This window comes from Janthinobacterium sp. 78 (assembly GCF_003096775.1).
Lineage (GTDB): Bacteria > Pseudomonadota > Gammaproteobacteria > Burkholderiales > Burkholderiaceae_D > Janthinobacterium > Janthinobacterium tructae.
Genome location: NZ_QENT01000001.1, coordinates 4,752,460 through 4,772,891 on the forward strand (window position 1 = coordinate 4,752,460; position 20,432 = coordinate 4,772,891).

Genomic DNA, 20,432 nt, shown 5'->3' on the forward strand with positions numbered 1-20,432 from the left:
CGATACCGCTCTGGATTAACGCTTGTCCAGTGGCAGTACTTCGCGTGTCGTCGAACCGACGAACAGCTGGCGCGGACGGCCGATTTTTTGCTCTGGGTCGGCGATCATTTCGTTCCACTGGGCGATCCAGCCGATCGTACGGGCCATAGCGAAGATACCGGTGAACAGCGACACAGGGATGCCCAGCGCCGATTGCACGATGCCCGAGTAGAAGTCGACGTTCGGGTACAGTTTGCGCGACACGAAGTAGTCGTCGTTCAGTGCAATCTTTTCCAGCTCCATCGCCAGCTTGAACAGCGGATCGTCTTGCAGACCCAGTTCTTGCAGCACTTCGTAGCAGGTTTCACGCATCAGCTTGGCGCGTGGATCGAAGTTCTTGTACACGCGATGGCCAAAGCCCATCAGCTTGACGCCGGAGTTCTTGTCCTTGACTTGCTCGATGAAGGCAGGGATGTTCTCGACGGTGCCGATTTCTTTCAGCATGTTGAGTGCCGCTTCGTTGGCGCCGCCGTGGGCAGGGCCCCACAGGCAGGCGATACCGGCAGCGATACAGGCGAACGGGTTGGCGCCCGACGAACCGGCCAGACGGACGGTCGAAGTCGATGCATTTTGCTCGTGGTCCGCGTGCAGGATCAGGATGCGGTCCAGGGCGCGCACCAGCACGTCGTTGACCTTGTACTCTTCGCACGGATTGGCGAACATCATGTGCATGAAGTTGGCGCTGTACGACAGGTCGTTGCGTGGGTACACGAACGGCTGGCCGACCGAGTACTTGTAGGTCATGGCGACCAGGGTTGGCATCTTGGCGATCAGGCGGATGGCCGACACTTCGCGGTGATGCGGGTCGTTGATGTCCAGCGAATCATGGTAGAACGATGCCAGCGCGCCGACGGTGCCCACCAGGACCGACATCGGATGCGCGTCGCGGCGGAAGCCACGGAAGAAGAATTGCATCTGTTCGTGCACCATCGTGTGCTTGGTGACGGTGTCGACGAACTTGGCTTTCTGCGCCGCGTTCGGCAGTTCGCCGTTCAGCAGCAGGTAGCACGATTCCATGAAGTCGGCGTTGACGGCCAACTGTTCGATCGGGTAACCACGGTACAGCAGCTCGCCCTTGTCGCCGTCGATGTAGGTGATCGACGAGTTGCAGGCGGCCGTCGACATAAAGCCTGGGTCGTAGGTGAACTTGCCGCTACCGGCGTACAGTTTGCGGATGTCGATGACGTCCGGGCCAACCGTGCCTTTGTAGATTGGAAATTCAAGCGATGGGCTGCCATCGGAGAACGACAGGGTAGCTTTTGTGTCAGAGATATTCATGGGCTCTTCCTTCTCGGGAGTGAGTCGAAATAAAAAATCAAAAATTCTGGCTGCAATTCGCACCGCATTCGGCAGTGCTACAGCGCGCCACTCGCACCGTTTGCAATATATCGCCCAGGCGTCTAGGCAATGCGCAGTCGTTGCAGCAGTGCGCGCACATGCGGCAGATCGACTTCGCCTTCCGGCTCTTTACGGGCCAGTACCAGATCCATTAACGCATTGTCCGATAAATCCAGCAAACGCGTCAGCGCGTCAACTTCTTCATCGGTCAATTCGGTTTCATACGCATCGAGAAAACGGGTCAGGATAATGTCGTTTTCCAGCAGGCCACGGCGTGAACGCCAGCGCAGGCGGGCGCGGTTGGCCGGGTCGGCCTGATGCGAGGACAAAATTGATTCTGTCATTGGGTTTACCACTTTACGGGTGCCTTGCGGCACGGTACTGCTTTGCAGGCGCCGCCTGCAGGCAAGAGAGGATACCCTCTTCCCGCAAACGGCGCCCGGCGGATGCGATCAGACGAATCAGATCGCGCGGCGGACCATCAATTCCTTGATCTTGCCGATCGCCTTGTTCGGGTTCAAGCCTTTCGGGCAAACGTCGACGCAGTTCATGATCGAATGACAGCGGAACAGGCGGTACGGGTCTTCCAGGTTATCCAGACGCGCGCCGGTGGCTTCGTCGCGCGAATCGGCGATGAAGCGGTAGGCTTGCAGCAGGCCGGCCGGACCGACGAATTTGTCCGGATTCCACCAGAACGACGGGCACGACGTGGAGCAGCATGCGCACAGGATGCACTCGTACAGACCATCGAGTTCTTCGCGCTGTTCCGGCGACTGCAGGCGTTCTTTTTCAGGCGGGATCGAATCGTTGATCAGGAAAGGCTTGATCGAATCGTACTGCTTGAAAAATTGCGTCATGTCGACGATCAGATCGCGGATGACCGGCAAACCTGGCAACGGACGCAGCACGATAGGCTCCGACAGTTCGTTCAGGTTGGTGGTGCATGCCAGGCCATTCTTGCCGTTGATGTTCATCGCGTCCGAACCGCACACGCCTTCGCGGCACGAGCGGCGCAGGGCCAGCGAGTCATCGACGTCCGCCTTGATGCGCTGCAGTGCGTCGAGCAGCATCTTGTCGGTGTCTTTCAGTTCGACCGTCAGGTCTTGCATGTACGGCTTGGCATCCTGGTCAGGATCGTAGCGGTAGATTTTGAATTTGAGAGTGCGTGCCATGGTATAGCCTTAGAAAGTACGTGGTTTCGGTTTGAAGGTATCAACCGTCAGCGGCTTGGTCACGACTGGCTTGTATGCCAGTCGGTTGCCTTCCGAATACCACAGAGTGTGCTTCATCCAGTTGTCGTCGTCACGCTGTGGATAGTCGTCCTGGGCGTGGGCGCCGCGCGATTCCTTGCGCGCCGCTGCCGAAACGATGGTCGCTTTCGCCGTTTCGATCAGGTTGTCCAGTTCCAGCGCTTCCACGCGGGCCGTGTTGAAGACCATCGATTTATCCTTGAAGGAGACGTGCTTGCGGCGCTCGTCGAGCTTCATGATTTCTTCGACGCCCTTGTTCAGCATCTCGTCGGTACGGAATACGCCGCAGTACTTCTGCATCGTTGCGCGGATGTCGTTCGCCACGCCCTGCACGGTTTCCGTGCCGGTCGAGTTTTCCAGGCGCGCCAGGCGGCCCATGGCAAATTCGGCAGCGTCGGCTGGCAAAGGCTTGTTTTCCTTGGCTTTCAGGCCGCTATTGACGATGTGATTGCCGGCCGCGCGGCCGAAGACCACCAGGTCAAGCAGCGAGTTCGTGCCCAGGCGGTTGGCGCCGTGCACCGACACGCAGGCGCATTCGCCGATCGCGTACAGGCCGTTGACGACCTTCGCCGAATTGTCCGGACCGGTCGGGGTGACGACCTGGCCGTGGATGTTCGTTGGAATGCCGCCCATCTGGTAGTGAATCGTCGGCACGACAGGAATCGGTTCCTTGGTGGCGTCGACGTTGGCGAACTTGTGGCCGATTTCCAGGATCGACGGCAGGCGCTTGGCGATGGTGTCGGCGCCGATATGGCGCAGGTCCAGCATCACGTGGTCCTTGTTCGGACCGCAGCCGCGGCCTTCCTTGATTTCCTGGTCCATCGAACGCGAGACGAAATCGCGCGGCGCCAGATCCTTCAGGGTCGGCGCATAGCGCTCCATGAAGCGTTCGCCTTCGCTATTGATCAGGATGCCGCCTTCGCCGCGCACGCCTTCGGTGATCAAGACGCCCGCGCCGGCCACGCCGGTCGGGTGGAACTGCCAGAATTCCATGTCTTGCAGCGGCAGGCCGGCACGTGCCGCCATGCCCATGCCGTCGCCGGTGTTGATGAAGGCATTCGTCGAGGCGGCGAAGATGCGGCCTGCGCCACCCGTTGCCATCACCGTCGTCTTTGCTTCCAGGATCATGCATTCGCCGGTTTCCATTTCCAGCGCCACAACACCGATCACGTCGCCTTCGGCGTCACGGATCAGGTCGATTGCCATCCATTCGACGAAAAAGTGCGTACGCGCACGCACGTTGCGCTGGTACAGCGTGTGCAACAGGGCGTGACCGGTACGGTCAGCTGCCGCGCAAGCGCGCTGCACCGGCTTTTCGCCGAAGTGGGCCGTGTGGCCGCCGAATGGACGCTGATAGATGGTGCCGTCAGGGTTGCGGTCGAACGGCATGCCGAAGTGTTCCAGTTCGTACACGACTTTCGGTGCTTCGCGGCACATGAATTCGATGGCATCCTGGTCGCCCAGATAGTCGCCACCCTTGACGGTGTCGAACATGTGCCAGAACCAGTTGTCTTCGGCCATGTTGCCGAGCGACGCGCCGATACCGCCCTGCGCCGCCACGGTGTGCGAGCGGGTCGGGAAAACTTTCGACAGGACAGCGACGTTCAGACCGGCTTCAGCCAGTTGCAACGACGCGCGCATGCCGGAACCGCCGGCGCCAACGATGACCGCATCAAAGCGGCGGGTAGGAATTGCAGATTTATATGCTGCCACGATTACACACTCCAGAGTATCTGCACCGTCCAAGCGGCACAAGCGATCAACCACAGCATGGTGGCAATTTGCAGCGTCAGACGGAGGCCAGCGCTTTTCACGTAGTCCATCCAGATGTCGCGTACGCCAACCCATGCGTGGTAAAACAGGGCGACGAAAGTCACCAGGCTGAACAATTTAAACCACTGCTGCGCGAACAAACCGGCCCAGCCTTCATAGCTGAAGTTGCTGCCGGTGAGAAAGGAAATCAGCAGGATGGCCACATAAGCCACCATGACGATGGCGGTGACGCGTTGCGCCAGCCAGTCGCGCAAGCCGTAATGGGCACCGACGACGAGGCGTTTCGGTCCGATGTTATTGTCTGCCATTAAAATACTCCAAACAGTTTCAAAGCGACCAATGCCGTCAACACCACGCTCACGACCAGTACGGACGTCGCGGTCTTGCGAGCCGAATCTTTTTCGATAGCAACGTGCACATCCATGAACAGGTGGCGGATGCCGGCGCAGAAGTGGTGCAGGAAGGCCCAGACCAGAGCCAGGGTGATCAGCTTGACGAACCAGTGCGAGGCGATGCCCTGGAAGTAAGCGTAGGACATTTCGGAACGCAAGCTCAGTTCCAGCATGTACAGGATGCAGGGCAGCAGGGCGAACATGATGAAACCGCTGATGCGATGCAGGATCGAGACGATGGCGCCGACGGCCATGCGGTAGTTCGACAATTCGGTAACATGAATGTTACGGAATTCCGGCCGTTCTTTTTTTGGTACTTCTCTTACGGCTTCAGACATAACAAAAACCTCCCCTTGATAACTAAATATTGAAGCGAAGCCGCGATTTTCGCCGATTTTCGCAACCCACACCAATATCTATTGTTGCATATAACCAAAATGGTTTTTTACTACAAAATATCGCGCTACTTTCCGTAGTTCACGTAATTTAATTACAGAATCGCCGGCAAAGCACGGCCCGCCGGAGCGGGCCATGCTTTAGCTGCGCTTTCTGTTGTCTCCGCTGCCCGCCTTGCGGCAGGCATCTTGCAAGCGATGCACTTCAGCCTTGCTGCTTGTCCGGGTACCCGCAGGCGCCCCGCCGCTTCAGCTGAGTTCATTCTGATAATGATGGCGACTGGTCAGATACAAGCCGCGGCGCAGTTCGACCGGCTTGTCACCATAGGTAAACGACACGCGCTCGGAACTGAGCAAGGGCGTGCCGAGGTCAATATTTAACAATTGCGCGGCGCCCGCGTCGGCGCACACGGCGCGGATCTGCTCGGACGCACGGATCATGCGCGTGCCGAATTCCGTTTCGAACAGGCCGTACATGGGGCCCTTGTATTCCACCAGGCGCTCGGCCGTCAGCCCCTTGAAGATCAGGCCGGGCAGCCACAGCTCCTCGACGATGGTCGGCACGCCGTCGAAATACTGAACGCGCTTGATGAAGATGACGGCGTCGCCGGACTTCAGGTCCATCAGGCGCGCCACGTCGGCCGGCGCGCGCACGCGCTTGACTTCGATAAATTTACTTTCGGGATAATGCGGCACGCCTTCGTCCGGCACCAGGCGCAGGAAGCGGAAATGCGCGCGCGCCTCATGGTGCGTGGAAACGAAGGTGCCCTTGCCCTGGCGGCGCATGACGAGGTTCTCGGCGGCCAGTTCATCGATGGCCTTGCGCACCGTGCCCTGGCTGACCTTGAAGCGCCCTGCCAGCTCGACTTCGCTGGGAATGAGCTCGCCCGGCTTCCACTCGCCCGATTGCAGGCTCTGCGTAATGAGCGCCTTGATCTGCTGGTACAGGGGACTGAAGGTGGGTGCAGCGCTGGCGACGGGCATCGCCGGCGTAGTGGTATTGCTGCTGGCCACCGCGGTGACGGGCGTGCTGGCCGCTGCGGCGACGGGCGTGGCCGCAGTGCCCGCGGTCGGACTGACCGCCCCGCTTGCAGCAGTGGCATTGTTGGTCAGATTGGACGAGGCGGGATTCATAGTCCGACATTTCAACACAAATCACTGCCCGCGTCCAGTAAAACACTCGTAGTTATCTGTCTTATATAAGACATAAGATATGATTGACAGATACAGATCGGAGGCCTAAACTGCCCTCGATAAAACTTCTGAGCCAGCGTTTTATGTTGTCGGCCAGCCACTCTGGCCTCGTGCAGCACGAGCGTGACGGCAGCGTACACCAGCAATTCGGTGGCGCGTGCCGGTTTTGGTATCATTATAGTTTTTCCGGATAAGCGTAAGCCCAGCTTCAAGCCCGTTTTCTTTCCCACTTTGGAGATTCATCATGGCTAAAACCCCAATGCGTGTTGCAGTGACCGGCGCCGCCGGCCAGATCGGCTACGCCCTGTTGTTCCGCATCGCCAATGGCGACATGCTCGGCAAAGACCAGCCTGTCATCTTGCAACTGCTTGAAATCCCGGACGAAAAAGCCCAGAAGGCGCTCAAGGGCGTGATGATGGAAATCGACGACTGCGCCTTCCCGCTGCTGACGGAAATGACCGCCCACTCCGATCCACTGACCGCATTCAAGGATGCCGACGTGGCCGTACTGGTCGGCGCGCGTCCACGCGGCCCAGGCATGGAACGCAAGGACCTGCTGGAAGCGAACGCGCAGATCTTCACGGTACAAGGCAAGGCGCTCGACGCCGTCGCTTCGCGCAATGTCAAAGTCCTGGTGGTCGGCAACCCTGCCAACACCAACGCTTACATCGCCATGAAATCGGCACCGTCGCTGCCGGCGAAAAACTTCACCGCCATGCTGCGCCTGGACCACAACCGCGCGCTGTCGCAAGTCGCGGCCAAGACCGGCACCGCCGTCAAGGATATCGAGAAGCTGACCGTCTGGGGCAACCACTCGCCAACCATGTACGCCGACTACCGTTTCGCCACCGTCAACGGCAAGGCTGTGAAAGACCTGATCAACGACCAGGAATGGAATGCCAACACCTTCCTGCCGACCGTCGGCAAGCGCGGCGCGGCCATCATCGAAGCGCGCGGCCTGTCGTCGGCAGCGTCGGCAGCGAACGCCGCCATCGACCACATCCATGACTGGATGCTGGGCACGGCTGGCAAGTGGACCACCATGGGCGTACCTTCCGATGGCTCGTATGGCATCCCTGAAGGCACCGTGTTCGGCTTCCCGGTCACCACCGACAACGGTGAGTACACCATCGTTCAAGGTCTGGAAATCGATGCATTCTCGCAAGAGCGCATCAACCTGACCCTGAAAGAACTGACCGAAGAGCGCGAAGGCGTGAAACACCTGCTGGCATAAATCCAGTATTGGCGGCGCGGCCTGAGCGCCGCCCGCCAAGAAGGCCGCCCCGCGAGATTCGCGGCGCGGCTGTTTTATCAAGTAGTTTTTACCTGCAGAAATGCCTTAAGCATGCACCCTTCCGAGGTTTTATTCCAAGGCAAACGCCAGCCGCTGTTGCTCGCCGCTTGCGACCACTACGCCGGCTCTGAAAAGCTGATGCGTAAATCGATTGCTTTGCAACAAGAGCTTGGGCCCCTGTTCGACATCACGTTCGACTGCGAAGACGGCGCCAGCGCCGGCAATGAAGAGTCGCACGCCCACATGATCGCCGGCCTGCTGGCCAGCGACGAGAACCAGTTCAACCGCATCGGCGTGCGCGTGCACGACGTCGACAGCCCGTTTTTCGCGCGCGACGTGGAAATCATCTGCGCCGCCGCGGCCCGCCTGGCCTACATCGCCGTGCCCAAGGTGGGCGGCGTGCAAGATGCCATGCTGGCCATCGACCTGATCAACCTGCACGCGCGCCGCGCCGGCCGCGACAACCTGCCCGTGCATATCCTGATCGAGACGCACGGCGCACTGCGCGACGCCTACGCCATCGCCGCCCTGCCCCAGGTCGAATGCCTGTCCTTCGGCATCATGGATTTCGTTTCGGCCCATTACGGCGCCATTCCCGCCGCCGCCATGCGTACGCCGGGCCAGTTTACGCACCCGCTGGTGGTGCGCGCCAAGCTCGAAGTGGCGGCCGCCTGCCACGCGCACGGCAAGGTGCCGTCGCATAACGTGACGACGGACGTGCGCGATTCGGCCGTGGTGGCAAATGACGCCCAGCGCGCGACGGCCGAGTTCGGCTACACGCGCATGTGGAGCATCCACCCGGACCAGATCAAGCCCATCATCAAGGCCTTTACGCCGCGCCTGTCCGAAGTCAACGAAGCGAGCAACATCCTCAATGAGGCGCTGCGCGCCAACTGGGGACCGATTGCGCAAAATGGCCGCTTGCATGACCGCGCCAGCTACCGATATTATTGGACCGTTTTGCAACGCGCCAAACTGGCAGGCCTCGGCCTGCCCGAGGCGGCTGCTGCATTACTCAACACCCCCTCTTCCAGCACCACTGAAAACTGACAGGAATTACACGATGTCCCTCTCCAAATTAGCCATTGCCTGCAGCGTCGCGCTGGGCGCCATGACCCTCACGCTGGCACCAGCCAGCTTCGCCGCCACGGCAGAGGCAAATCCCAAGGCAGTCAAGGCAGTCAAGGCCAAGCCAAAGGCCAAGACCACCAAGGCCAAGGCGGCCGTCAAGGAAGCCCATCCGCTCGCCATGTCGGTCGCCGACAAGGAAGAAGCCGATGAACCGAACACCGCAGGCTCGGCCTCCACCGATTTCAATTGCGAACTTGGTAATAAAATTACCATCTACACCAATGCTACTGACGACAAACACATCGCCCTGCGCTGGAAGAAGCGCCTGCACCGCCTGAGCCGCGTTGGCACCACCACCGGCGCCAACCGCTTCGAAAACCGCTTGTACGGCCTGGTCTGGATCGGCATCCCGGCCAAAGGCATGCTGCTCGATTCCAAGCAGGGCCGCCAGTTGGCCAATGAATGCAAGGATGCGGAGCAAGCCAAGCCGGCGGCAGTGCTGGAAGCCGCGCCTTCGCTGGGCGTCTTGCCAGTCACTGGCGGCTGATGTGCGTAGCAAGGGCCTCTTCGGGGGCTCAGTCATGTTTTGTAATTTGAATCATCAATAAATAGACGATACCCAACAAGGAGAGGTCATGTCCCGCAACACTCTGAACACGCTCAAGGACTTTAATATTTCGGATAGCAAAAAGGGCAAGCTGTATTCCCTGCCGGCACTGGAAAAAAGCCTGGGCATCAATGTCTCCCGCCTGCCAGTGTCGATTCGCATCGTGCTCGAATCGGTATTGCGCAACTGCGACGGCAAAAAAGTCACCGAAGAACACGTCAAGCAATTGGCGAGCTGGGGCCCGACCGCCGAGCGCACCGACGAGATCCCGTTCGTAGTGGCGCGCGTCGTGCTGCAAGACTTCACCGGCGTGCCATTGCTGGCCGACCTGGCAGCGATGCGCAACGTGGCCGCCAAGATGGGTATCGACGCCAAGAAAATCGAACCGCTGGTACCGGTCGACCTGGTGGTCGACCACTCGGTGACCATCGATCACTACCGCGAAAAGAAAGCGCTGGACCTGAACATGAAACTGGAATTCTCGCGTAACAACGAGCGTTACCAGTTCATGAAATGGGGCATGCAGGCCTTCGACACCTTCGGCGTCGTGCCACCAGGCTTCGGCATCGTCCACCAGGTCAACCTGGAATACCTGGCACGCGGCGTGCACCACGCAGGCAAGAAAGCCGGCGACGTGTACTACCCTGACACCCTGGTCGGCACCGACTCGCACACCACCATGATCAACGGCATCGGCGTGGTCGGCTGGGGCGTGGGCGGTATCGAGGCGGAAGCGGGCATGCTGGGCCAACCGGTCTACTTCCTGACGCCTGACGTCATCGGCGTGAACCTGACCGGCGCGCTGCGCGAAGGCTGCACCGCCACCGATCTGGTACTGACCATCACCGAATTGCTGCGCAAAGAGAAAGTCGTCGGCAAGTTCGTCGAATTCTTCGGCGAAGGCACCGAATCGCTGACCCTGACGGACCGCGCGACGATCGCCAACATGGCACCGGAATACGGCGCGACCATGGGCTTCTTCCCGGTCGACGACGCGACCATCGATTACTTCAAGGGCACCGGCCGCAGCAAGGCTGAAATCGCCGCGTTCGAAAGCTACTTCAAGGCGCAAAACCTGTACGGCATTCCAAAAGCCGGCGACATCGACTACACCCGCGTGGTGGAACTGAACCTGGCCACGGTCGCACCGTCGCTGGCCGGCCCGAAACGCCCGCAAGACCGTATCGAAATCGGTAACGTCAAGGCGAACTTCGCCGAACTGTTCGCCAAGCCGACTTCGGAAAACGGCTTCAACAAGAACCCGGCCGACCTGAACGCCGTGTACGAAACCACCAACAACGTCAAGGTATCGAACGGCGACGTGCTGATCGCCGCGATCACTTCGTGCACCAACACCTCGAACCCGAGCGTGATGCTGGCTGCCGGCCTGCTGGCCAAGAAAGCCGTCGAAGCCGGCCTGAAAGTCGCGCCGCACATCAAGACCTCGCTGGCCCCTGGCTCGCGCGTCGTCACCGAGTACCTGACCGCTGCCGGCCTGCTGCCGTATCTGGAAAAACTGGGCTTCGGCGTGACCGCCTACGGCTGCACCACCTGTATCGGCAATGCCGGCGACCTGACGCCTGAGCTGAACGCAGCGATTGCCACGCACGACATCGTCGCCTCGGCCGTGCTGTCGGGCAACCGCAACTTCGAAGCGCGTATTCACCCGAACATCCGCTCGAACTTCCTCGCTTCGCCACCGCTGGTCGTCGCCTACGCCATCGCTGGCAACATGACGCGCGACCTGATGACGGAACCTGTCGGCAAGGGCAAGGGCGGCAAGGACGTCTACCTGGGCGACATCTGGCCGACCTCGGCTGAAGTGTCGGCCATGATGAAGTTCGCCATGAACGCCAAGGTGTTCAAGGACAACTACGCAGACGTCAAGGGCGCGCCAGGCAAGCTGTGGGAAAAAGTCACGACCGTTTCCGGTCAAGTCTACAACTGGCCGAAATCGACCTACATCGCGGAACCACCGTTCTTCGACAACTTCTCGATGACGCCAGCGGCAGTGGCCACCGGCATCGAAGGCGCGCGCGCACTGGGCGTGTTCGGCGATTCCATCACCACCGACCACATCTCGCCAGCCGGCTCGATCCAGGAAAACGGCCCTGCAGGCAAATGGCTGAAGGAAAACGGCGTCCTGAAAGCGGACTTCAACTCCTACGGCTCGCGTCGCGGTAACCATGAAATCATGATGCGCGGCACGTTCGCCAACGTGCGTATCAAAAACCGCATGATCCCTGCCAAGGCGGACGGTTCGGCGGTCGAAGGCGGCATCACGATCCACCAGCCTTCCGGCGAAGAAATGTCGATCTACGACGCAGCGATGAAATATGTTGCTGAAGGCACGCCAACCATGGTCTTCGGCGGCGAAGAGTACGGTACGGGCTCGTCGCGCGACTGGGCAGCAAAAGGTACGCAACTGCTGGGCGTGAAAGCCGTGATCACCCGTTCGTTCGAGCGTATTCACCGCTCGAACCTGGTGGGCATGGGCGTGCTGCCGCTGCAATTCATCGGCGACGACAGCGTGCAAACCCTGGGCATCACCGGCAATGAAACCTTCGACCTGAAAGGCCTCGAAGGCGAAATCAAGCCACAGCAACTGGCTACCCTGGTGATCCACCGCGCCGACGGCTCCAGCCAGGAAGTCAAAGTCCTGCTGCGCATCGATACGCCGATCGAAGTCGATTACTACAAACATGGCGGTATCCTGCCATTCGTATTGCGTCAACTGCTGGCCGAGTAATCAGCCCAGCTGTGATGCAAGATCAAAGCGCCGGTTCCGACCGGCGCTTTTTTTTCGTCCTGCTGCCCCGTTCTTACTTGAATTTTCGACTATTGGCATGATCTAGGAACAGCTTACGTATTGCGTGCGGCCGAATCCTCTACAATACGGTTATAAGGGTTTATCATTGTTTGACTGATCCATTTTTTTCACTTTCCGAGACTCTTATCCCGCTATGCGTCGTCCTTCCAAAGATTCATCCCATAAACTGACTGCCGACAGCCAGCGCCTGGTCACCTTTGCCCAGGCGATCGTACAGGCAGCCAGCCGTCTCGAAGAGCGGTCCTGGGAACACAGCCTGGATACGCAGCTCCAGAAATTACTCAAAACCGGCCACCAGGACACCATCGACAACACCCTGGGCAGCCTGTTCAAGGAAGACTTGAACGCCTACGACGTGCTGATGGACTGCGTTGAAGCCGTCAGTGAATCGACCGTCGTCACGCATGAAGACGTGCGCTACGACGCCCTGCTGGTGGCCGTGCCCATCCTCGCGTGGACGCGCTTTTCCATCGCTTCCGGCCCGATGGCCGGCGATGCGCACGGCGTATTGTCCGCGCATTTCGCCGCCCACCTGCTGGCCGATGGCACGAAGATGGCCATGGCGCCGACCCTGTACTCGATCGACCAGCTGCCGCGCAGCCACGTCGAGACGTATGTCAAGACGCAGAAGCTGGCACTGGCCGCGCTGAAAGGCACGGCCGTCAAGCCGTCGAGCAAAGAGGCGGAAACGGCGCCCTTCCTGGCCGACACGCGCTACCTGCTGGTGGCCGTGGTGGCCCCAAGCGGCGCCCCATTGTTCCGCTGGCAGACGCCGGCCAGCCAGCTCGACTTCATCGCCGAGCGCAGCGCCGCCCTGGAACAATGGCGCGAGCAGGCGACGCCGACCATCGCCCGCCTGCTGCCCGGCTGCGGCCTGGAACTGCTGCTGCCGGAAGCGTACTACGTGGCTTGCCGCGAAGCGGACAAGCTGATACGCCCCGTCTCCGTGCGCGCCGCCGTGCACTACCTGACGCACACCCTGGCCATCGAGCCGTCGGAACTGCGTGCCGTCATCGCCGGCTTCGGCGAAGAAGCGGCCGATAGCCAGGTGGACGAGTACCGCATCGCCTTCACCCTGCGCCAGGCGCCGGACGTCATCTACGGCATCGTCTGGCCCCTGTACGGCCAGGAAGACGAGGATGGCACGCCGATTGAAGGCCTGATCCAGGTCGGCATCGCCGCGCTGGACAAGCAAAAGACGCCCGTCGATGAAATCATCGAGCACCTGAACGCCGCCGGCGTGACGCAGATCAAGCGCCACGCGGAACGTTTTGTCGGCGAATACTGCGACGATTGCGGCGCGCCTTTGTTTGCCGACCCGGTCGGTGAGCTGGCGCATGCGGAAATGCCCGAGGATACGCCGCAGGGTACAGAGCATTTCCACTGATGCTGTAGCGATGTTGTCGGATTACGCCGTACCGGCTAATCCGACCTACGCTGCCGGTACGAGCCGTAGGTCGGATTAGCGCGCAGCGCGTAATCCAACAACACCACCAGCGCATGCAAAAAAGGCGGAACCGAGGTTCCGCCTTTTTCATTGCAACGTCATTTACAACACCATCACCACTGTGAAAACGGGTGGCGGATCAGGTTCGCGTTGTAGTAGCGCGCATCGCCCGATACTTCCGCGCCGATCCAGTCAGGTTTCTCGAAAGGCTGGTCTTCCGAGGCCAGTTCGATCTCGGCCACGATCAAACCCGCATTCGCGCCGAGGAACTCGTCGACTTCCCACACCATGCCCGCGTGCTCGATGCGGTGGCGGACTTTTTCGATCAGCGGCTGTTCGCACAGGCCGTCGAGCAGTTCGACGGCGTCGGCCAGCGGAATCGGATACTCCCACTCGCCGCGCGTCGCGCCCACGTTTGCGCCCTTGATGGTCAGCATCGCCTGTTCGCCTTCGATGCGCACGCGCACCACGCGCTCGCGCGCGGACGACAGATAACCCTGGCGCAGCAACACCGCCTGGCCCAGGCCGCGCCAGGTGTCGCCTTGCAACAGGAATTTACGCTCGATCTCGACGCCCATGATCAACGCCGTTCAATCCAGCGACAGCAGGATAGGCTGCAGCATGGCTGCGCCCAGGGCCGCGCTGCGCGCGCCGTTCCAGCCTACGCTTGGGTCAGGCAAGTCGGCGTTTTCCTTGAACGGCATTTCCAGCGTCAGCGCCAGGCAGCCGAAGTGGTGGCCGATGTATTTCGACGCCAGGGTCAGCATGTCCGACTTGTACTTGCTGGCCGCGTAGCCGAACTTGTCCTGGAAGTCGGGGCTGGCCTGCTTGTAGCGCTCGATGAAGGCTTTCTGGTGCGCCGCTTGCTCCGGCGTGAAGTTTTCCAGCATTTCGTTGCCGGCCACGAAGTTGTACGGCAACGCTTCATCGCCGTGGATGTCGAAGAACATGTCGACGCCCGTTTCGTGGATCTTGTTTTTCACGCACAGCACTTCCGGGCTGGACGCCAGCGAAGGCGTCATCCATTCGCGGTTCAGGTTGGCGCCGGCCGCATTCGTGCGCAGGTTGCCGCGGATGGAACCGTCCGGGTTCATGTTTGGCACGATGTGGAATACGGCGCGCTGCAACAGCTTGCGCGCGATCGGGTTGGCATCGTCGAGCAGCGAGTCGATCAGGCCTTCGACAAACCATTCGGCCATCGATTCGCCCGGATGCTGGCGCGCGATGACCCAGATCTTCTTTTCCGCCTGCGGGTTGCCGATGGTGACCATATTCATGTCGCGGCCGTCGACCGTGCTGCCCAGGTCGGACACGCGCGCCAGCGGATGCTCGGCCACTTCGCCCAGCAGGCGCAGATGGCGTTCCCACGAATACGGTTCGAAATACGCGTAGTACACGCTGTCGAGTTCCGGCGTATGCGAAATCGTCATCACCTGGCCGTCGAACGCGGTCGGTACGCGGAACCAGTTTTCGCTGTCGTAGCTGGCCACGGCCTGGTAGTCTTCATAGCCGGCCGGATACGTGGCCTGGCCCGCGTTCAGGATGCGCAGCGTGCATGCCTGGTCCCGCGCGCCCTGCAGGCGGAAGTGGAACCACTGATGGATGTCGGCGTGGCTATCCTTGCGCAAATTCAGGTCGATGGCGCCGGCACTGGTGGCGCTTACCACCTCGATGGCGCCCGAGTCGAAGTTCTGGCTGATTTTAATGGTCATGTAATGATCCCGTCCAAATGTAAGAGTTCCGGCGTCGCCTCGTGGGCTGGCGCCGTCGCGCTAAAAACGCAGTGTAAGCTATCCCGCTATTTTCCGCCCTTTGGCCCCGTTCGCAAAGCCTGGGCGGGCGATTTATGCACCAATCCGGGGCATCGATGGCAAAGCGCCGGGCAAAAGGGCGAAAAATCGGTGCTCTGTCGCATCGACCGGACAAAAAACTGAATTGTAACAATGCCAGACACATTGGCAGCCCATCGCCATCCTATAATTCTTGCTTTCATTGAGTCGCCAGGAAAGAGTCGTGGACAAGAAGTTGACCAATATTCAAGAAAGAAAGCTGCGCGAGGCCCAGGCGCGGCGCGAGCACATCATCGACGTCGTCAAAGATCTCATCAAGAAGGGCGGTGCGCGCGCCGTCTCCATCCGCAAGGTGGCCGAGGCGGCCGGCTTTTCCACCACCGTCGTGTACGCCCTGTTCCGCGACAAGGCCACCCTGATCGCCCAGGCCATGGACAAGGACTTGCTGGAACTGGTGCGCGCCATGCGTGCCGCCTGCGCCAACAGCATGGACCCATGGGAACGTATCAGCCTGGTCGGTCGCGCCTACATCGAGTACGGTTTCCAGCATCCCGACGAATACTCGCTGATCTTCATGGAATTGCGCCCGCATGCGGCAATCGACGCCGTCGACGTAGAACACGGCAATATCGAGCAAGACCCGTATGCCTACGCGCTGCACCTGTTCGGCGAACTGGCACAGGCGGGCCAGGTGCGCCAGGACGAGCCGGCGCTGCATACGATGACGCAAATCTTCTGGCAAGCGCTGCATGGCCTCGTGTCGCTGCGCATCGTCATGGATGCGGGCGACCCATGGACGCCGCACCCGGAAATGCATGCGCATATCGACGACTTGCTGGCCGTCGTCACGCAAGGTATCCGCCTGCGCTTTGCGCCCGCAATCTGACCTTTGATCTGGTGCAAGGTGCGCCAGGCGAAAAGGGGCAGGCGCGGTGATGCACCGCCCTGCCCTGTCCTGCCCTTATCTGCGCTGACCAGATTTATTACGCTTCAAGCATGCTCTGCGTTTCCTGGTAGCGCGTATGCCACGACAGCGCCTGCTCCAGGAGGTGCGGCGTATGGCCGCCACGCTGGCATGCCGCGTCAAAGTACGCGCGCAATTGAGCGCGGTAGTCGGGGTGCGTGCAGCGCTCGATGATCAGCGGCGCCCGCTCGCGCGGCGCCAGGCCACGCAAGTCCGCATAGCCCCACTCCGTCACCAGCACGTCGACATCATGTTCCGTATGGTCCACATGCGAGACCATCGGCACGACGCTGGAAATGCGTCCGCCCTTGGCCGCCGATTTCGACACGAACATCGACACTTGCCCATTGCGCGCAAAGTCGCCCGAGCCGCCGATGCCGTTCATCATGTGCGTGCCGCACACGTGGGTGGAATTGACGTTGCCGTAGATATCGAACTCGAGTGCCGTGTTCAGCGCGATGATGCCGAGGCGGCGCACGATTTCCGGGTGGTTGCTGATCTCTTGCGGGCGCAGCACGATCTTCGAGCGGTAATGGTCGATATTGTCCATCAGCTTTTGATGCACGGCGGCCGACAGGGTGATCGACGAGGCCGAGGCAAATGCCAGCTGACCCGAATCGAGCAGCTCGATGGCGCTGTCCTGCAGCACTTCCGAATACATCGTCATGTTCTGGAAGGGCGAACCGATCAGGCCGTGCAGCACAGCGTTGGCGATGGTGCCGATGCCTGCCTGCAAGGGCAGCAATTCCGGGCCCATGCGCCCGGCCGCCACTTCGCCTTCGAGGAAGGCGATCACGTGGCCGGCAATCGCCTGCGTTTCCGCATCCGGTGGCAAGGCGTTCGACGGGCTGTCCGGGCTGTCCGTGATGACGATGGCGGCGATGCGGGCCGGATCGATGGCAATCGCCGTGCTGCCCAGGCGCTGGTCCACGCGCGTGAGGGGTATCGGCTGGCGCCCCGGCAAGGCCTGGGGCACATAGATGTCGTGCAAGCCTTCCAGCGCCAGCGGCGTGGACAGGTTGATTTCGATGATGACTTGCGTTGCCTGCTGGGCGAAAGCGGCGGAGTTGCCCACCGACATGGTCGGGATGATGGCGCCGGCCGCCGTGATGGCCGTCGCTTCGATGACGGCGATATCGACGGCGGCCAGGTTACCCGAGCGCAACTGCTCGGCCGTTTCCGACAGATGCTGGTCGATGAACATCACTTCGCCCTTGTTGATCTTGCCGCGCAGCACAGGGTCGACCTGGAACGGCATGCGGCGCGCCAGCACGCCCGCCTCGGCCATCAGGCCGTCGCTGCCATTGCCCAGCGAAGCGCCCGTGATCAGGGTCAGGCTCAACGGGTCTTGCAGGGCGCGCTCGGCCAGCGCGCGCGGCAGGGCCTTGGCGTCGCCGGCACGGGTGAAGCCGCTCATGCCGACACGCATGCCGTTGTGGAACAATTTGGCTGCCTCATCGGCGCTCATGATTTTGCTGAGCAAGCCTGGGTGGCGGATACGGTCCTCGTACATCGTGATGCTCCTGATATTCTTAATATTCTCAAACTGGATGGCTGTCATACACCAACCCCATAAGTGGATTCAGTATAAAATCCCGCTTACATGCATGGCATGAATTAATTTCGCCACATCCAGTCGATATTTTCATGCTTCGCCAAGGCGAGTCCCCTCTTGGATATCCGTTCCCTGCGCTATTTTGTCGAAACCGTGCGCCTGTCGAGCTTTACGCAGGCGGCAGAATCGCTGCACCTGACCCAGTCGACCATCAGCAAGATGGTGCGCCAGCTGGAAGAGGAAGTGGGCGCCCAGCTGCTGGTGCGCGACGGGCGCAAGCTGACGCTCACCGACACGGGCCGCATCGTCTACCAGCACGGCCAGGAAATGCTGGCGAACATGCGCCAGCTGACCCTGGAAGTGCGCGACACCCAGGCCTTGCAGCGCGGCAGCCTGACGGTCGGCATCCCGCCCATGATCAATGTGCTGTTCACGCCCGTATTGAAGGCCTTCCGCGCGCGCCACCCGCACATCAGCCTGACCCTGCAGGAAGACACGGGCCAGCAGATCGAGCGCAAAGTGGCGGCCGGCGAGCTGGAAATTGGCATGACGGTGCTGCCGGCCGACCCGGAACTCGATCTCGTGGCCGTGGAAGTGGCCAGCTACCCGATCTGGGCCCTGGCCGAACCGGGCACGTTCCAGAAAAACCGCACGACCTTGCCCTTCAAGGCGCTGGCCGAGCTGCCGCTGGTGTTATTGAAGGATGATTTCGCCCTCACGCGCAGCCTGCGCCAGCATTTCGCGCAGGCGGGCTTCACGCCGACCATCGCGGCGCAGAGCGGCCAGTGGGACTGGCTGGTGGCGATGGCCTCGGCCGGCCTGGGCGTGGCCCTGCTGCCCGAGCCGTTCATCCACCGCCTGGCCGGCGAACCGCTGGAGGCCGTGCGCATCGTCGAACCGGAAGTGGCGTGGCAGGTGGCGCATGTCTGGAGCGGGCGCTATCTGTCGCACGCGGCGCGCGCCTGGCTCGAGGTGTGCCAGGACGTGCTGGGCACGCAGTTCGCGCACTGAGGAAGTGACGCAAAAAAGGGTGGCCGAGGCCACCCTTTTGCTTGATCACGCCACCTTGCTTACTTGGCGTCGTCGTTGTACATACTGGCGTATTTCCAGCCGAAGTACAGAATAAACGTGTAGCACAGGGCCGGCACGAGGAACGACAGCTGCAGGTTGATGTGGTCGGCCAGGAAGCCCTGGATGAACGGCACGATGGCGCCGCCGACGATGGCCATGCACAGGATGCCCGAACCTTGTCCCGTTTGCGCACCCAGCTTGTTCAGGGCCATGCTGAAGATTGTCGGGAACATGATGGAGTTGAACAGGCCGACGGCGATCAATGCCCACATGGCCGTGTGACCACTGGAGAATACGGCGACGAGGATCAGCGCGATGACGATGGCGGCGTTGAAGGCCAGCGTCTTGCCCGGGCTGACGTAGCGCATCACGGCAAAGCCGACGAAGCGGCCCAGCATGGCGCCACCCCAGTAATAGCTGACGAAATAGGCGGCGTCGGCGTGGCTCAGGCCTGCGATATGGCTCTCGCCGAGGAAGTTGATCAGGAAGCTGCCGATGCTGACTTCACCGCCCACATACAGGAAGATGGCCAGCGCGCCCAGCACCAGGTGGCGGTGCGACCAGATCGAGACCTTGTGGCCATCCTGCGCCAGGGCGGCCGCATCGTCGGCATGCGAAATCTTCGGCAATTTTGCCAGCGCGAACAGCACCGCCAGGATCACCAGGGTGGCGGCCAGCACCAGGTACGGGCCTTGCACGGAAGCGGCTTCCTTGGCGCGGTAAGCCAGCTGCTCGGCGGCAGGCAGCAAGTCGAACTGCTGCACCGTCAGCACGGTGCCGGACAAAATCAGCACGCCGCCCAAGGCTGGCGCCACGGTGGTGCCCAGCGCGTTGAACGCCTGCGTCAGGGTCAAACGGCTCGACGCCGTCTGCGGGTCGCCCAGTTCCGTCACGTACGGGTTGGCCGCCACCTGCAGCACGGTGATGCCGGCCGCCAGGATGAAGAAGGACAAGAGGAACAGCGCATAGCTGCCGGTGGATGCCGGGTAGAACATGGCGCAGCCGGCGGCCGCGATCAGCAAGCCGGCGACGACGCCGCGCTGGTAGCCGATTTTCTTGATCAGCATGCCGGCTGGCAGCGAGACGATGGCGTAGGCGCCAAAGAAGCAGAACTGCACCAGCATCGCCTGGACATAGGTCAGGGTGTAGATCGAGCGCAGATGGGGAATCAGCACATCATTGAGCGAGGTCAGCAATCCCCACATGAAAAACAGCACCGTGACAATGATCAGGGCGCCTGTATTGTTTTGCGTGCCGGCCTGTGCGCGCGATGCGCTCATGCCCTGCTTTACGTGTTCCATACTTTCTCCATTGTTCTATCCAAGATTGTCGTGCCCTGCCCTGGCCCATCGCTTGCGTGGGCACCGCCAGACAGCGGCAGCGCTCGTGTTTGAAAGCAACATCTTCGCAAGGTCGAGCGCG

Annotated in this window: 18 protein-coding genes; 7 read left to right on the top strand and 11 right to left on the bottom strand. The window is 60.9% G+C overall.

Annotated elements, in window-relative coordinates; all coding sequences use genetic code 11:
• Window positions 1-15 precede the first annotated feature (15 nt).
• From gltA to C8C92_RS21025, 7 genes are all read right to left on the bottom strand, one after another.
• Window positions 16-1,317, bottom strand: a complete 1,302-nt coding sequence (gene gltA / locus C8C92_RS20995) for a citrate synthase (RefSeq protein WP_071076256.1) — start codon at window positions 1,315-1,317, stop codon at window positions 16-18.
• Window positions 1,318-1,439: 122 nt separating this feature from the next.
• Window positions 1,440-1,721 carry a succinate dehydrogenase assembly factor 2 gene (locus C8C92_RS21000; protein ID WP_034752073.1) on the bottom strand — a complete coding sequence of 94 codons (282 nt, stop codon included), beginning with the start codon at window positions 1,719-1,721 and terminating at the stop codon, window positions 1,440-1,442.
• 117 nt (window positions 1,722-1,838) lie between these two features.
• The gene (locus tag C8C92_RS21005) at window positions 1,839-2,549 is read right to left on the bottom strand and encodes a succinate dehydrogenase iron-sulfur subunit (RefSeq protein WP_034752075.1); all 711 of its coding nucleotides are present in this window, start codon (window positions 2,547-2,549) and stop codon (window positions 1,839-1,841) included.
• Between the two features lie 9 nt (window positions 2,550-2,558).
• Window positions 2,559-4,340 (bottom strand): succinate dehydrogenase flavoprotein subunit, encoded by a 1,782-nt coding sequence (gene sdhA / locus C8C92_RS21010; protein WP_099762943.1) that lies wholly within the window; start codon window positions 4,338-4,340, stop codon window positions 2,559-2,561.
• 2 nt (window positions 4,341-4,342) lie between these two features.
• The gene (sdhD, locus tag C8C92_RS21015) at window positions 4,343-4,708 is read right to left on the bottom strand and encodes a succinate dehydrogenase, hydrophobic membrane anchor protein (protein WP_071076254.1); all 366 of its coding nucleotides are present in this window, start codon (window positions 4,706-4,708) and stop codon (window positions 4,343-4,345) included.
• Window positions 4,708-5,130, bottom strand: coding sequence for a succinate dehydrogenase, cytochrome b556 subunit (gene sdhC, locus C8C92_RS21020; protein WP_096236932.1), 423 nt, complete (start codon window positions 5,128-5,130; stop codon window positions 4,708-4,710). Before sdhC ends, sdhD begins: the two co-directional genes overlap by 1 nt.
• 306 nt (window positions 5,131-5,436) lie before the next feature.
• A complete protein-coding gene (locus C8C92_RS21025; protein ID WP_099762942.1) occupies window positions 5,437-6,321 on the bottom strand; it encodes a GntR family transcriptional regulator in 885 nt (294 codons plus the stop codon).
• Window positions 6,322-6,625: 304 nt separating this feature from the next.
• Here C8C92_RS21025 and C8C92_RS21030 point away from each other — a divergent pair, with 304 nt between their 5' ends.
• The 5 genes from C8C92_RS21030 (at window position 6,626) to C8C92_RS21050 (ending at window position 13,570) form a co-directional block, all read left to right on the top strand.
• Window positions 6,626-7,615, top strand: coding sequence for a malate dehydrogenase (locus C8C92_RS21030; RefSeq protein WP_099762941.1), 990 nt, complete (start codon window positions 6,626-6,628; stop codon window positions 7,613-7,615).
• A gap of 111 nt (window positions 7,616-7,726) precedes the next feature.
• The gene (locus tag C8C92_RS21035; protein ID WP_099762940.1) at window positions 7,727-8,725 is read left to right on the top strand and encodes an aldolase/citrate lyase family protein; all 999 of its coding nucleotides are present in this window, start codon (window positions 7,727-7,729) and stop codon (window positions 8,723-8,725) included.
• 13 nt (window positions 8,726-8,738) lie between these two features.
• Window positions 8,739-9,293, top strand: a complete 555-nt coding sequence (locus C8C92_RS21040; protein ID WP_099762939.1) for a hypothetical protein — start codon at window positions 8,739-8,741, stop codon at window positions 9,291-9,293.
• An 88-nt stretch (window positions 9,294-9,381) separates the two neighbouring features.
• Complete coding sequence (gene acnA, locus C8C92_RS21045; protein WP_099762938.1) at window positions 9,382-12,102, top strand: aconitate hydratase AcnA; 2,721 nt, start codon at window positions 9,382-9,384, stop codon at window positions 12,100-12,102.
• A gap of 214 nt (window positions 12,103-12,316) precedes the next feature.
• A complete protein-coding gene (locus C8C92_RS21050) occupies window positions 12,317-13,570 on the top strand; it encodes a DUF2863 family protein (RefSeq protein ID WP_099762937.1) in 1,254 nt (417 codons plus the stop codon).
• Window positions 13,571-13,743: 173 nt separating this feature from the next.
• Here the strand turns inward: C8C92_RS21050 and C8C92_RS21055 are convergent, their stop codons facing one another.
• Together C8C92_RS21055 and C8C92_RS21060 are read right to left on the bottom strand one after the other, a co-directional pair.
• Window positions 13,744-14,208: a CYTH domain-containing protein gene (locus C8C92_RS21055; RefSeq protein ID WP_116746064.1), complete on the bottom strand. Its 465-nt coding sequence runs from the start codon at window positions 14,206-14,208 to the stop codon at window positions 13,744-13,746.
• 12 nt (window positions 14,209-14,220) lie between these two features.
• The gene (locus C8C92_RS21060) at window positions 14,221-15,342 is read right to left on the bottom strand and encodes a M14-type cytosolic carboxypeptidase (RefSeq protein WP_099762936.1); all 1,122 of its coding nucleotides are present in this window, start codon (window positions 15,340-15,342) and stop codon (window positions 14,221-14,223) included.
• A gap of 301 nt (window positions 15,343-15,643) precedes the next feature.
• On the opposite strand from C8C92_RS21060, the gene C8C92_RS21065 reads away from it, so the two are divergent.
• Window positions 15,644-16,306 (top strand): TetR/AcrR family transcriptional regulator, encoded by a 663-nt coding sequence (locus tag C8C92_RS21065; protein WP_116745142.1) that lies wholly within the window; start codon window positions 15,644-15,646, stop codon window positions 16,304-16,306.
• Between the two features lie 97 nt (window positions 16,307-16,403).
• On the opposite strand, the gene C8C92_RS21070 is transcribed toward C8C92_RS21065, so the two are convergent.
• Window positions 16,404-17,897: an acetyl-CoA hydrolase/transferase family protein gene (locus C8C92_RS21070; protein WP_116745143.1), complete on the bottom strand. Its 1,494-nt coding sequence runs from the start codon at window positions 17,895-17,897 to the stop codon at window positions 16,404-16,406.
• A 159-nt stretch (window positions 17,898-18,056) separates the two neighbouring features.
• Between C8C92_RS21070 and C8C92_RS21075 the strand changes: the two genes are divergently transcribed.
• Window positions 18,057-18,950, top strand: a complete 894-nt coding sequence (locus C8C92_RS21075) for a LysR substrate-binding domain-containing protein (protein WP_116745144.1) — start codon at window positions 18,057-18,059, stop codon at window positions 18,948-18,950.
• A gap of 59 nt (window positions 18,951-19,009) precedes the next feature.
• On the opposite strand, the gene fucP is transcribed toward C8C92_RS21075, so the two are convergent.
• On the bottom strand, window positions 19,010-20,311 hold the full coding sequence (gene fucP / locus C8C92_RS21080) for an L-fucose:H+ symporter permease (RefSeq protein ID WP_099762932.1): 1,302 nt from the start codon (window positions 20,309-20,311) through the stop codon (window positions 19,010-19,012).
• Window positions 20,312-20,432 lie beyond the last annotated feature (121 nt).